This is a genomic window from Vagococcus sp. (assembly GCF_052102835.1).
Lineage (GTDB): Bacteria > Bacillota > Bacilli > Lactobacillales > Vagococcaceae > Vagococcus.
In genome coordinates this window covers 1-15373 of record NZ_JBQEIL010000002.1, presented here as the reverse complement: position 1 = coordinate 15373, position 15373 = coordinate 1, and the positions used below count along the sequence as shown (strand labels likewise).

At 36.8% G+C, this 15373-nt stretch carries 10 protein-coding genes; all 10 read right to left on the bottom strand.

The window, feature by feature from the left end; genetic code table 11:
* Window positions 1–50: 50 nt before the first annotated feature.
* On the bottom strand, window positions 51–2273 hold the full coding sequence (locus ACTJFD_RS02035) for a hypothetical protein (RefSeq protein ID WP_442259390.1): 2223 nt from the start codon (window positions 2271–2273) through the stop codon (window positions 51–53).
* Window positions 2274–2559: 286 nt separating this feature from the next.
* Window positions 2560–4314 (bottom strand): thiol reductant ABC exporter subunit CydC, encoded by a 1755-nt coding sequence (gene cydC / locus ACTJFD_RS02030; RefSeq protein WP_442259389.1) that lies wholly within the window; start codon window positions 4312–4314, stop codon window positions 2560–2562.
* A 2-nt stretch (window positions 4315–4316) separates the two neighbouring features.
* Window positions 4317–6044, bottom strand: a complete 1728-nt coding sequence (gene cydD / locus ACTJFD_RS02025; protein WP_442259388.1) for a thiol reductant ABC exporter subunit CydD — start codon at window positions 6042–6044, stop codon at window positions 4317–4319.
* A gap of 13 nt (window positions 6045–6057) precedes the next feature.
* Window positions 6058–7062, bottom strand: a complete 1005-nt coding sequence (gene cydB / locus ACTJFD_RS02020) for a cytochrome d ubiquinol oxidase subunit II (protein ID WP_442259387.1) — start codon at window positions 7060–7062, stop codon at window positions 6058–6060.
* A gap of 1 nt (window position 7063) precedes the next feature.
* Window positions 7064–8470: a cytochrome ubiquinol oxidase subunit I gene (locus tag ACTJFD_RS02015; protein WP_442259386.1), complete on the bottom strand. Its 1407-nt coding sequence runs from the start codon at window positions 8468–8470 to the stop codon at window positions 7064–7066.
* A 110-nt stretch (window positions 8471–8580) separates the two neighbouring features.
* Window positions 8581–9924 carry a glutathione-disulfide reductase gene (gene gor, locus ACTJFD_RS02010; protein WP_442259385.1) on the bottom strand — a complete coding sequence of 448 codons (1344 nt, stop codon included), beginning with the start codon at window positions 9922–9924 and terminating at the stop codon, window positions 8581–8583.
* A gap of 18 nt (window positions 9925–9942) precedes the next feature.
* Window positions 9943–11175: a peptidase U32 family protein gene (locus ACTJFD_RS02005; protein WP_442259384.1), complete on the bottom strand. Its 1233-nt coding sequence runs from the start codon at window positions 11173–11175 to the stop codon at window positions 9943–9945.
* Between the two features lie 12 nt (window positions 11176–11187).
* Window positions 11188–12108, bottom strand: a complete 921-nt coding sequence (locus ACTJFD_RS02000) for a peptidase U32 family protein (protein WP_442259383.1) — start codon at window positions 12106–12108, stop codon at window positions 11188–11190.
* Window positions 12109–12257: 149 nt separating this feature from the next.
* A complete protein-coding gene (locus tag ACTJFD_RS01995) occupies window positions 12258–14708 on the bottom strand; it encodes an ATP-dependent Clp protease ATP-binding subunit (RefSeq protein WP_442259382.1) in 2451 nt (816 codons plus the stop codon).
* 5 nt (window positions 14709–14713) lie between these two features.
* Window positions 14714–15181, bottom strand: coding sequence for a CtsR family transcriptional regulator (locus ACTJFD_RS01990; protein ID WP_442259380.1), 468 nt, complete (start codon window positions 15179–15181; stop codon window positions 14714–14716).
* Window positions 15182–15373: the final 192 nt, after the last annotated feature.

The following is a 15373-nucleotide window of genomic DNA, read 5'->3' as shown; positions in this document are numbered from 1 at the left end:
AAACAACACGGAATAGACCTCATTCTGTGTTGCTTTTTTTCAATTCTCTTTTAGTCTTCGTTGTCACCAATTTCTTCAATATGGCGACTTAGTAATGCATAAGCTTTCACACGATTAAAGACATCTTCACCCATCTTGTATTTTCTTGAGAATAACTTGGGTGGTGAAACCATTTCATCTAAATTACGATAGAAGCGACCGAAACGGCGAACTTTTGGCTCTGCCCATTTTTTAAAGGCTTTTTGCTCGTCTGTTTCAAAATCAGTATTATCCCAACGATCTTTAAGAACATCTAATTGATCTTCAAAAACTTCATAAATTTCTTGAGCCACTTTTACTTTTTTAGTACTGTCTAATTCATCTAATAAATCATCCACTTCGTCTTCGATACCTTCTGAGTGATATTCTAAAATATCATCCACTTCATCGTAACCATATTCATAATCATACTCGTAATCATAGTCATAATCGTAGTCGTAATCGTAATCATAATCGTAATCGTAACCATAATCATCATCTTCATATTCGTAAGATTCATCATCTTCTACAACAGGTGGTTGTGGCTGCGCTGGTGCTTGCGGTTGTACTGGCGCTTGTGGCTGTACTTGTACTTGTGGCTGTACTTGTACTTGCGGTTGTACTGGCGCTTGTTCTTGCACCTGAACTTGCGGTTGTACTGGCACTTGTGGCTGCACTTGTACTGGCGGTTGCACTGGTGCTTGTGGTTGTACCGCTTCTTGTTCTGTCATGAAATCTTCTTTCGGTAATTGGATGGACGATAATAAGGATGGCTCTAAATTACTTAAACTAGTCAACGATTCCTCATATAAAGAAGGCTCTGCTAATCTGTCCAATGATCTTTCACGCGACAAATCGCGATTAATTCGTTTTAAGTCAGCCAATTCTTCTTCGTAAGCCGCTGTTTGTTGACGTGCTTTACGGTAGTTCTCTTCTAACTGTTGGTAATTACTACGCCAATTTGTTTGCGTTTCTTTTTGCGTACGTAACATACTATTAACTAATTCTTGTTGTTGCGTTAAACGTTCTGACAATTGTTCAACTTCTTTTTGTTTTTCTTGCATAATGGTTGACGTGTCTTGCTTCGCTAAAACCTTCGCTTGTTTCTTCTCTTGATCTAGCCACTCAAGACGTTCTTGCCACTTGCTTTGTAGTTGTTGTTTCTCTAATTTTGCTTCACGAAGAGCACTCTCTAATTCATTTAATTTAGTGTGCAACTGTAATTGTTCTGTTTGACTAACCGACTCTTCTTTTTGGCGACGTTTCAGATCCAATGCAAGTTGGTCTCTTTCACTCATTACCTTTTGTAAAGCTGTTTTATGTTCATTTTCAGATAATTTCTTTTCAGTTTCTAATTGATTCACTTTAGTTAACTGACGATTTAATTGCTGATTTGCTGTTGTTAATTCTTTTTGTAATTGATTCATTAACGTTTGACCTTGATTAAACGCCGCTTGCAACTCTTGATTTTCTTCCGTTAAATGAGCGACTTCACCTTTAAATTTTGCCAACTCATTTTCAAGTGACTGTTTCATTTGTTGGAATTGTAAATCATTGTCTTGATAATGAATCAAATTATTTTTTAAATTATTATTTTCAGAGGTCAGTTGTTCCATTTGAACAGACACACTCTTTTGTAATTGCTGATAATCAGCTTTCAAACTATCAACATATTGTTCTTGACTATTCAATTTATATTGTAACTGTTGAACCATATTTTCACGCTGATACAACTGCTCTTCAACTTTGTTTAATTGAAAAATTAAATCATCCACATCTGTTTGCTTAACTTTAGCTACTTGATCTTTTAAATGTAATAGCTCAGATTGTGTACTTTCTGCCTGTTGTTTTAAGCGATACTCAGATTCTTGATACTGACTTAATTGTGATTGAAGGGTGTTCATTTCGTTCAATAAATGATGATAACTTCCTTCTTTTTGCTCAGTTTCTCTCTGCAACTCACTAATCATTCGCTCACGTTTTGTCAGTTCTCCGTCCATCTGACGCATTTGGCGTAATAGATGGCTAATCTGATCCTGCAACTCTTCTTTTTCGCTTACAATAGACAATGGTTCTGATTTCTTAGGAATGGAGTCAAAGCTTTTCGTCTTAAATTCATAAGGTTGGCTAAATGACATATCATTGTTTCTATTCTTTTTGTTTAAATCATCAACTTGTTTGGTATTTAGTTGAGATTGTAACTCATCAGTTTCTAATTGTAGTTTGTCTAATTGATCTTTCCAATCTAAATCCATCTTCATAATGCCTCCATCTCAACCAGATCCTTTTATCTATTTCTAATTATCTGATTTTTTATTTTTACTCTTTATAAATATGCAATAAGTGTTTTATCCACGAATTTTTTTATTATAACTGCTTTTTTTGTTTATATGAAGTAATATACTAATCTATTTGGTTAGATAACACCAGATAGTTTATATTTTATCTTCAATCATATTAATAATACTCTTTTTTACTTAATATGTAAAGTTTATAAACGAACAAAAAAGACATCTCAGTTTAAGATGTCTATAAAACGATTTAGTCATAAGTATCTAATAAGTATAAGTATTGATAATATTTATTTTCTTTTAATAACACTTCAGGTGCTCCATCTAGCGTCATGCGACCCTTCTCTAAAAAAATCACACGTTGAGCATGATTGATCCCAACAAGGTGATGCGTGATCCAAATAATCGTTTTCCCATGTAACGTTTCAAATACGGTTTGCAATAATCGTTTTTCAGTAATTGGATCTAGTCCAATCGTAGGTTCATCAATAATCACTATCGGAACATCTTGTAATAAGATGCGAGCCAAGGCAATTCGCTGTTGTTCACCACCAGAAAAACGTTTGCCATTTTCTTCTACAAGTGTTTCTAAACCTTGAGGCAGTTTTTCAATCACTTCTTTAAGGCCTGCTTGTTGGGCTGCCAATAAAACGGCCTCATCCGAAGCATGAATATTTCCTAAACGTATATTATTCATCATGGTTGTGTTAAACAAATGAGGACTTTGATTTAATACACCGATGTAGTCTGCTTGTTTTCCAGCTAACTCTTGAATGGGAATATCCCCTAATTTAACTTGTCCAGCAGTTGGTTTTAAATCTCCTCTAAGTAATTTTGTTAAAGTTGTTTTCCCCATGCCACTTTTCCCTAAAATAGCGATTACTTGTCCTTGCGGAATGGTCAACGAAAAATCATTTAAGATTAAACGGCCTTCTTGAGAATATTTAAAATCAACCTGCTCCAAACTCAAAAAGGTGTCCCTTACTTCCGGATAAACTTTCTCCTCATCTGATTGAACTTCTTGAGGAGAAGGCAACTGGTCTAAACGTTGAACAGTATCCTCATAAAGCGGTAATTCTCTAATTGAATCGCTCACTGGAGCAAAGGCATCAATCAATGGGAAAAAAGCGAGTACGAACGCAGCAATCCAATTTAAAGCTGCGGGATTACCCAAATTGGTAAAATAATTTCCTGCCCAAATAAACAGAGCCAGTACGATTAAACCGAAGAAAAATTGTCGCACAAGACCTTCAAAACGTCCATAGCGATTGATTGCTCGATCTTCTTGACGAACTAGCGATTCAGCCTCATTATAATGGTTTAAAAACTCTTGTTCTCGCCCACTATATTGCCAATCTCCAACACCCAAGACAGCATCGGTCAATTCATTGTAGAGCACGTGACGCTCGCTCTTGCGCTTGTATATTCGAGCACGATTAATAGCTAATGAAACTAAAGGTAAAATAATTAAAAAACTACTCATTAAAAGTAACATTAATAACGCAAAAGGCCACGAAAACACACCTAAAGCAATCACGATAACTACATAAAGTAATAGTGATATAAATGCCGGGAAAATCGTTCTTAAATACAGATTTTGAATATGATCAATATCTTCTGCTAACATCCCTAAAAGACTACCGCTTTGATAACGTGTCCCACCATGATTGGCTTCATTTTCAAGTGATTGATAGAGTTTCAATCGAATATCTGATGTCATTTTCAAGACCCAGTTATGACTGCCCAGACGTTCAGCATATCTAAAAGTTGGGCGAGCAATCCCAAAAGCTCTTGTTAAAACAATCGGAACATAAACAAGTAAAATATTTTCAGGCTTTGTCGCTGATTTACTGATCAGATAACCCGAAGTAAACATCAAGGCCGCTGCTGAAAAGAAAGTTAACACGCCCAAAAACAAAACTAAGGCTAACAATTTTTTATATTTTTTAAAATACGGGCGAACCCATTGATCTTTTTTTGAAAGTAATAAAGGTTTTGATTTCATGGCTACTCTCCTCTCAGTTGCTTCACAAACTCCATGTAAGCCTCTTGGTTATTTCGTAATTCTGCATACGTGCCTTGTTCAACAATCTGACCTTGTTCCATCACGATAATATAATCCATTTCACGCATCCAATGCAGACGATGCGTTGCAAAAAAGACCAACCGTTGGTCAAACAATGGTAACATTGTTGCTTTTAATTCAGCTTCCGTTTCAACATCTAAATGTGCTGTTGGTTCATCAAATAAAAGAATATTCCGTTCACTATCTAAAAAAGCTCGAGCTAAAGCGACTCGTTGTGATTGTCCTCCACTGAGCTCATGACCTCCTTCACCAATCATCGTGTTCAGACCTAAAGGAAGCTCCTGTACTAGCGTTATTAAACCTGCACGATCGATTGCTAACTCCACTTGTGCTAGTGTCGCATCTGGATGATAGAATGTAATGTTTTCTTGTAGTGTCGCATGAAAGATATAAGGGTCTTGTGGAATATATAATAATTTATCTTGCCACTCATTCGTATTCAAGTGAGCGACTCGTTGGTCATTGATTAAAATTGAATCTGTTTCACTTGCTAAAAAACCACCCAGCAACTTAATTAAGGTTGATTTACCTGAACCTGATAGGCCAACAACTCCAACTTTCCCGGTCCCTTGCCATGAGAACTTGAGATTGGTTAGCGTACTTGTGGTCGCTCCTGTATCATAACGAACTGACGTTTGATCTAATTTCAGAGAATCTTGTTCTGTCCAAACGTTACTTAAACCTAGATTTTTTACAGGTGCTGGCTCAACTTGATCTAGAATTGTAAAAATAGATTGTAATGTATTACCACCATCTAACGTCGCATGATAATCACTTGAAAAGTCACGTAAAGGTAAGAAAAAATCAGGCGCTAAAACCAGAACAGTCAAAGCAGGTGCTAGTAATATTTCGCCATTCATTAATTTAAACCCTAGAAAAACAGCAACAATTGCTACTGATAATGTGGTGAAAAAATCCAAAGCAAAAGTAGATAAAATAGCGACTTTTAACGTACTCATCGTTGCTTTTCGATAATCTTCACTGACTTCAAAAACATTTTTTTCATATTTTTTACTCAATCCCAAAAACTTAAGTGTCTCTAGCCCTCGTAAAGAATCTAAAAAATGATTGCTCAACCGTTGATAGCCTTCATATTGTCGGTCTGCTTTCGCTCGTGCTGCATAACCTAAAATAATCATAAAGATAATAATAATTGGGAAGACTAAAAGTAAAACGAAACCTGAACGAAGATCTTCAGTAAACACAAAAATTAAAATGAGCCATGGAATAACCATCATGTTTGTCAATTTAGGTAATATCAGAGTCAAATAGTTTTCAACCTGTGCTACACCCTCAATAGCCATGGTCACCATATTACCTGTCCCTTGCTTCTGTACAAAATTAGGGCCTAGACGAAATATTTTAGCTAATAACTGTTGTCTTAATTTTTTTGATTGTTCATACGCGTAATCATCTAAAGTCTTATCTCGAATAAAAAGTAAAACCTGACGAAGTAAAAAACAAACAAAAAAAAGAATCAAGCGAGATATTTGGGACCTAACTGTTTCTCCAGCCCACAAAGCACTTAATCCCCTTGATAAAAAATAGGCTTGCCCAATAATTAACAAGGCTTGCAGGATACCTAATCCTGCAAGCCCTATTAAGATTGGCCTAATTTTATTAATTCGAAATAATTTCTTATCAATCAATTAGGTCATCTCCTTATCTACTAATATGGATACGTTTTGAAAAGACGTAATAACTCCAGCCTTGGTAAGCCAAGACAAATGGTAAAATACAAACTGTTACAATAGTCATTGTTTTCAATGTATAAGGTGAATTTGCTGCTTGTTCAATCATGATACTAAATGCTGAATCTTGTGCAATCATGACACGTGGGAACATTCCATTAAAAATGAAAACTACGATTCCTACTAAAATTAAACCTGTTGATAAAAATGATAATAATTCTTTATCTTTAAAAGCACCATAAGCTGATGTGGCAGCAAATAAAACGATTAAAGCAAGAATAATTGTTGATGACACTGGTTTAACTTCAAAGAAGTCTGTTTTCAAGAAAGCGAGTACTGCAAAAACAACTAAACCGATAAATAAAACAGGATATAACTTAGCTGCCACTTTTTGTGAACGTTCACGAACTTTACCCTCTGTTTTTAAACGAATAAAATTTAAGCCGTGTAAGAAACAAATTAAAGTAACCGCCACGCCACCTACAATTGAAAAGAGGTTAACATAGTCGCCAAAACCAGCATGTATAATATTCTTATCTGCTTCAATTGGCATTCCTTGGATCATATCGATAAAAATCATACCGAACAAGAATGGGGCTAAAATACTACCAATAAACATCGTCCATTCCCAAATGTTCCGTTCACGAGCACCATGCGAATGCGCACGGAATTCAAATGAAACACCTCGTAAAATCAAACCAACTAAAATCAATAGCAACATAATATAAAAACCACTAAACAAAGTTGCGTACCAATGTGAGAATGAAGCAAACATTGCGCCACCTGCAGTAATCAACCAAACTTCATTACCATCCCAAACTGGGCCAATCGTTTCAATAATCTGGTCACGTTCACGTTTGTTACGTGCAATTAATTTAACTGCCATTCCAACACCAAAGTCAAACCCTTCTAAAAAGAAGAAACCAGCAAATAACACACCAATAATAATAAACCATAAAATTTCTAAGGTTGTCATACTAGAAAACCTCCTTCGCGAATGGGTCAATACCATCTTTTTTAGCTTCTGATGGGTCAACATAGTAAGGGCCTTTAGCAACGGCATGTTTTGATTTGAAGAACATGACTGTTCCTAAAATTGCAAAAAGACTGAAATAAATGATGTTACTGAATAACAAATTACCAAACGTTACACTTGGAGAAACACTGTCGGCAATCGTGAATAAACCATAAACAGTCCACGGTGCGCGACCTAACTCAGTAATTAACCAACCAAATGTGTTAGAAATGAAGGGGAAGAAAATACTCGCTGAGAAAATGAATAATAACCAATCCATTTTTTCTAATCGATTATTTTTCAATAAAAACAAACCAACCATAGCCATTAAAGCCATCAACGTTCCGAAACCAGCCATAAAGCGGAAGCCCCAGAATAAGGTTTTAACTGGCACATAGTAATTCATTTTATCTCCAAATTGCTCATCATATTTTTGATGGAGCTCTTTGTTCACATTATCCATCCCTTGATAACTTTGTTTACCACCTAGCATCGTTAGCATATAAGGAACTTCTATGGCCCAATCTGTTTTCTTATCTTTTGTATCGATCCCCGCGACGATTGTCCACGGTGCTGGTGAATCTGTGTCTTCATAGATTCCTTCCATTGCAGCGAATTTCATCGGATGATCATCTGCAACAATCACCATTTGACGGTGACCTGCTCCAATTGTTAAAACAGCCCCAATTAATCCTAAAATCAAACCAAGCTTAATTGATTTTCTGAAGAATGGTAAATCTTTTTTCTTTCTCATCATCCAAGCAGATGAGCCGGCAATCACGAAACCACCTGTTACAACTGCTCCAAAAATCACATGTGGGAATTGTGCCCACAATTGGTGGTTTTTCAAGAGTCCTGAAAAGCTAGTTAAGACTGCACGATTCGCTTCTGTATCGATTTCGAAAGCAACTGGATTTTGCATAAAAGCATTCGCTGCTAAAATCCATAATGCGGAAATTGAAGAACCAATCGCTACTAACCAAATACATAGTAAGTGTAATTTTTTACTAAACTTATCCCAACCAAACATCCATAATCCAATAAATGTTGATTCAAGGAAAAAGGCTAATAGTGCTTCTACAGCCAATGGTGCTCCAAATATATCTCCCATAAACCTTGAGTACTCTGACCAGTTCATTCCGAATTGAAATTCTTGAATAATACCCGTCACAACACCAACAGCAAAACTTAGTAAGAAAATTTTACTCCAAAATTTTGTCATGTCTTTGTAAATTTCATCTTTTTTGACAACATATAAAGTTTCCATAATGGCAATTGCAAAAGCTAAACCAATCGATAATGGTACAAAGAAAAAGTGAAAAACTGTTGTCATCCCAAATTGAAAACGGGCGAGTGATAAAATATCCATTTTGTTTCCTCCTCTGTTTTTTTATTAACAGTCTAATTATACCTTATTCAACCTTGTGTTTCAAAAATAATTTAATAACTATCAAGTAATAATCGTTATTATCAACTTTTTTAACGCATCGTCACAAATTCTTCTGCACTTGTTGGGTGAATCGCAACCGTATCATCAAAATCTGCTTTCGTCGCTCCCATCTTTATGGCAACAGCAAAACCTTGTAACATTTCATCCATTCCTTGGCCTATCCCATGCAAACCTACGATTTTTTCTTCTTTACCTACGCAAATAAGCTTCATTGCTGTTTTACCACGAACTTCTGTGATAGCATAATACATCGGTGTAAAACGAGACGTATAAATTTTTACATCATCGCCATATTGTTCTCGAGCTTCTGCTTCGGTTAAACCAACGGTCCCGATTGTTGGGTGTGAAAACACAACAGTTGGAATCGTCGTATAGTCTAATTTTAATTGTGTTTGACCATTAAATAAACGCTCTGACAACCGACGACCTGCTGCAATCGCAACGGGAGTCAAGTTCACCTTATCAATCACATCACCTACTGCATAAATACCAGGTTGTGTCGTATTTTGATACTCATCGACTTTGATAGCTCCCTGTTTGGTTAGCTCAACCGTGGTTGCGGCTAAATTTAAATGAGAGGTATAAGGCTCACGCCCCACAGCCCAAATGATTTCTTCCGCTTCTAGCTGTGTTCCATTTTCAAAAATTAGGCGATAACCTGTCGTTATTTTTTCGACTTGCTTAGGAACCGAATGGGCATGCATCTCAATCCCTTGTTTTTGATACATTTCAACTAGATTATCTGAAATCATTGGATCAAAACTTCTTAAAACCGTTTCTTTTCGATAAGCTAAATGAGTTTCTACACCTAGACCATGCATCACACCAGCAATTTCAACCGCTATATAGCCTGCTCCAACAACCACTACCGATTGAGGCAAGGTCTCCATTTCAAAAAAGCCATTTGAATCAAGACCATAATCGCCACCTGGAATATCCGGACGTACAATTTTTCCACCTGTCGCAATTAAAATATGAGGCGCCTGATATTCTTTACCATTAACTTCAATTACTTGATTTGTTTTAAATTTAGCATAACCTGTTAAAAATGTCACATCATTCGATGCTAGCCCCTTTAAATACAGTCCATGCAATCGTTCGATGTAGGTATCACGGCGTTCTTTGAATGCTGTAAAATCCTCACTGACCAATTCAACATTCAAACCATAAGCTTTTGCATCATTTAATAACATTTGACGCATGTCAGAAGCCGTCCACATTACTTTTTTAGGAACACACCCCACATTCACACACGTTCCACCAACATGATGACCTTCGACTAATAAGACTTTAGCACCATGCATTCCTGCTCGGTTGGCAGAGGCAATTCCACCACTACCGCCACCAATCACGATATAATCAAATTGTTCCATTTTTTTCGACTTCCTTTCTTATTTTTTCTTACGGATCATGTCACCGACTTGAACAGGTTGTTCAACTGGCATTGTCACAATCATCATGGCATTTGGCGCTTTTTCAATCGACTCACCTTCTTCATTCCACATTTGAGTCAAGATTTGATGGAAATGTTTAAATCCAGGTCCATAAAATTCAACCTCATCACCCAAACGAAAATGATTCCGTTGACGAATCGTCGCGATCTTTGTGACCTCATCGTAAGCTAAAACTTCACCAATAAATTTATGAACGGGAATTTTTCGACGCTTACCAAATAATTGCTCATTTTCTGATGGTGTTTGATAATAAAATCCTGTTGCCAATTCACGTTGGGCCACTTTCCATAACTCATCAATCCACTCTTGTTTACAAACATAATTTTCAGGATCTTCCATATAACTGTCAACGGCTGCTTTATACACATTCGAAACGGTTGAAACATAATGAATAGACTTCATACGTCCCTCAATTTTAAAGCTATCAACCCCATTTTTGATTAAATCTGGAATATGCTCAATCATTGACATATCTACCGCACTCATTGAAAATGGTTCGCTAACTTCACCACTATCTGTTAATTCACGAGCCTCTTCGCCAAATGGCATTTCAAACAAACCGTACTTCCAACGACAAGATTGCGAACAGCCACCGCGGTTTGCATCACGTTGGGACATATGATTGGATAATGTACAACGACCGGAATATGAAATACACATTGCGCCATGAATAAAAGCTTCAATCTGAACGTCTGTATTTTTACGAATTTCTGCGACTTCTGCCATCGACACTTCGCGAGCTAAAACTACACGTTCTAAGCCCTCTTCTTTCCAAAATTCCAACGTTTCAAAGTTAGTTGCTGAAGATTGTGTCGATAAATGAACAGGTAGTCCGGGTGCTTCTGTAATACAAATTTCAATCAATGCCGGATCAGAAACAATCACAGCGTTAATTCCGACCTCTCGTAACTCTCTAAAAAACTCACCCGCACCGACAGCATCACCTTCATGAGTCACCATATTCGCCGCAACATAAATTTTCGCATCATGTTCTTTAGCAAAAGCAACCGCCTCTTCCATTTCTTCATAAGTAAAATTTCCCGCACGGCTACGTAAACCAAAGGCATTTCCACCGATATAAACGGCATCGGCACCGTAACGAATTGCAACTTTCAATTTTTCTAAAGTTCCAGCGGGCGCTAGTACTTCTGGACGTTTTAATGTTGTCATCACTCTTACTCCTTATCTTATTTCTTTAGGGTCTAAATAGTAAAAACCTTGATCCAAACGACGTTCTTCTGGATGCCACCTTAAGACCTCTTGATTTAATTTTTCAGCCCACTCTTGATTCCATTGATCGGCTTCGATTAATTTTTTCGCTTGAATAAATAAGGCAACAATCTCAAGATAGGCTTCACCAGGGGTATAAATCCCATCAAGTTTCCAAGTTGTCAAGCCGATTTCAACTAACTCCTGTAACTCGAGCATCATATTAACATCATTTGTTTGAAAAATATGGGTGCCTTGTTTATCTTCATAAATCGAATAGTGAGTTTCTTCATCTTTTGGTTCTGAAATATATAAACCCCGTTCTTTTTTAACAGAGCCTTCAACTTTAACGAACGAAAAATAGTTTTCTAATAATGGACGTTTAGAATGATGAATACAGGTCGCACCATAAACTAAGTATTCAGTTGGTACTTGAACTTTTTGACCCAGCTCTTGTAATTCTAAAAAAGGGATTTCCCGTGCTAAAACGGCTCCGGTTGCTCCCCGATTTGCCCAAAAATTAATCTGACGTGAACTCGTCACCATCGTCGCCGCATCATAGATATAAGGTAAGTGAAAACCATCACGTTTTAGTGTATAAATTACCCCAGGGTCGCCAACTACAATCTCATCGACACCAATTTCCTGTAAAAAGGTCAAATAATCACTAATCCCACGCATATCCTCTGGATGCATTATCGCATTGACTGCCACTCTGGCTTTTTTACCATAATCATGGGTCAATTCAACCAATTCTGCTAACTCCGTTAAAGAAAAAGGATGAGCTAAGCGTAAACCATAGTTTTCTTCACCAAAATATAATTTGTCTATATCTAATACCAACAGTTGTTTTGCTTGCTCTTTCGACTCAACTGTTGCAATAATTTCTATCATTTTAAAACTTTCCTCCCAACTTTTTCACAAGTATTAACATTCATAATCCTAACACAGACCTTAAGTTTTTCAAAGAATGTAAAACTAAAAAAAGTGAGCTAAATTTAAGAAACTTCTCAAATCTAGCTCACTTTAAAAATGAAATATTTTTATTTCACTTGAAGTTTAATCTTTCCTTTTGTTGCTCCTAAAGTAACTTCATCGCCTGGTTTGATTTCTTGTGACAGTAATGCTTCACTCAATAAATCTTCTGCTTCTTTTTGAAGAGCACGACGGATCGGACGAGCCCCATATTCAGGATCAAAGCCAACTTGACTGATAACATCAATTGCTGCTGGCGTTAATTTTAACTGAATCTCTTGTTCCGCTAAACGCTTGACTAAAGATTGACTCATAATCTTCACAATCTCATGAATTTGTTTTTTCGTTAAAGGATGGAACACAATCGTTTCATCGACGCGATTTAAAAATTCAGGACGGAAGCTTTTCTTCAACTCTTCTAAAATCCGTTTTTTCATTGCTTCATAATTTTGACTCGCATCAATTGAAGCAAAACCAACCGTTTTCTCATCTCGTAAAGCGGTAGCTCCAATATTAGAAGTCATAATTAAAATCGTATTTTTAAAATCAACTTTTCGACCTTTTGAATCAGTCAAATGACCATCATCCAAGACTTGAAGTAAAATATTAAAAACATCGGGATGGGCTTTTTCAACTTCATCTAAAAGGATAACAGAATAAGGTTTTTGACGAATTTTTTCTGTCAATTGTCCCCCCTCATCGTAGCCAACATATCCTGGAGGTGACCCCACTAGACGACTGGTGCTATGTTTTTCCATAAATTCAGACATATCAACACGGAGTAACGCATCTTCAGAACCAAACATCACTTCTGCAATCGTTTTAGCTAACTCTGTTTTACCGACGCCTGTTGGTCCCAAGAACATAAATGAACCAATTGGTCGATTAGGATCTTTCAAACCACTACGAGCACGTCTGATAGCTTTTGAGACTGCAACGACACCCTCATCTTGCCCAATCACTCGTTGATGTAATATTTTTTCCAAATCAAGTAAGCGTTCACTTTCTTTTTTAGCCAATTGTTGTAATGGAATTCCTGTCCACTGTGCCACTACAGAAATAATTGCGGGTTCTTTAACTTTTATTCGTTGACCTTTTTCATTCGCTTCATCCACCAATTTCGTCAAACGACGAATCGCTGTTTTTTCTTTTTTACGTAAAGCCGCTGCTAATATAAAGTCTTGATTTAAAATAGCAAGTTCTTTCTCAGCCACCAGTGTTTCAATTTTTTGTTTTTGATTTCCTATTGGATTATCTTCATTTGCCGCATCTAGACGAACTCGAGCCGCTGCTTCATCAATTAGATCAATCGCTTTATCCGGTAACTTACGATCTGAGATATAACGTGTCGCTAAATTAACCGCTGCTTGGATTGCTTCGTCGGTAATGTCAACTTGATGATGATCTTCATATCTCCCACGTAAGCCGAATAGAATAGCTTCCGTTTCTTCCGGAGTTGGTTCATCCACTTGAACTTTCGCAAAACGACGTTCTAATGCAGCATCTTTTTCAATATATTTTTGATACTCATCTAAGGTTGTTGCACCAATTGTTTGCAATTCGCCACGAGCCAACGCTGGTTTCAATATATTTGAAGCATCGATGGCCCCCTCAGCACCACCTGCACCGATCAAAGTATGAAGTTCATCAATAAAGAGAATTACTTCACCATCTGAATAGATTTCATCAATTAGCTTTTTCATCCGACCTTCAAATTCACCACGATATTTTGTCCCAGCAATCACAGCACCCATATCTAACATCATTAATCGTTTGCTGGCTAAATCATCGGGGACTGTTCCAGAAACAATTTTTTGAGCCAGACCTTCAGCAATTGCCGTTTTTCCGACACCTGGATCACCCACTAAGACAGGATTATTTTTTGTACGACGACTTAAAACTTGAATTAAGCGATCTACTTCTACTTCTCGACCCACTAACGGATCTAATTTTTTCTCCCTGGCTAATTCAGTTAAATCACGAGCTAATGAATCTAGCGTTGGCGTTCCTTCTGTAGCAGGACCCGATCCTTTTGCTTGCTGTTTCCGACCACTAAATTTTGAATTTGGATCAATCAAGCCCATCCGTTCCAAAACAAGCTGTTTTAATTCAGCTGTTTCAACTCCCATATTTGCTGACACGATTTTAGAAGCGAGCGAATCGCTATCACGAACCATCGCCAATAAAATATGTTCAGTTCCCACACTAGGACTTCCTAATTTTCGTGCTTCTTCACCCGCTATTTTTAATAATACTTTTGCTCGAGGTGAGAATGGTAACTTTTGATCTTTTTTTAAACGGAATGTTTTTTCATAGTTCGTCGTTAGAATAAGCTCATCCCGAACAGCACCACTATCAATTCCTAATTGTTTAAAAATTTTACCAGCTATTCCTTTTTCTTCTCTAATTAAACCGATTAAAATATGCTCAGTGCCGATCATATCTTGTTTAAAAGAAACAGCTTCTTCCTGAGCAAATTTTAAGGCATTTTTTGTACGGTTACTAAATAATTCTGTCATTTACTTCACTCCAGTTCTTCATATGCTAAACGTTCTAATAAACTTAGCATCATTTGTGATCGTAGTGCACTGACATTTTCACTAGGTAATAAACTTTTTGAATCAAAGAGCGAGACCAATAAACGAAATTCACGATCTGTTATCAAGTGATTGCCATGCAGTTGCTCTAAAACAGCTTCCGCCTCACTCTCTGATAGTTTAGATTCTACAATTTCTGTAAGATTTTGCAAGTAGTCACTACTAGATAAAAGATTAATTTTAAAAATTCGGATATAGCCACCACCACCACGCTTACTCTCTACTTTGTATCCTTTAGGTACCGTAAAACGAGTATTGATCACATAGTTAATTTGTGACGGAACACAATTAAATAAATTTGCCATCTCAGACCGTCGAATTTCAATTTTATTTGTTGTTTCCAATATTTCTTTAAGATAAGACTCTATAATATCAGACATATTACGATTGTCCATTCCTTACACCACCTTATTGACTATATCTGACCTTAATTATAGCAGAATTTTAGGGAAGAAATACAGTAATTCGTCTCTCTTATCTTTGAATGAACACAAAAAAATGAGTTAGAGAATAGTCTCTAACTCATTTACTTAATATTACGCGCCCAAGAGGAGTCGAACCCCTAACCTTCTGATCCGTAGTCAGAC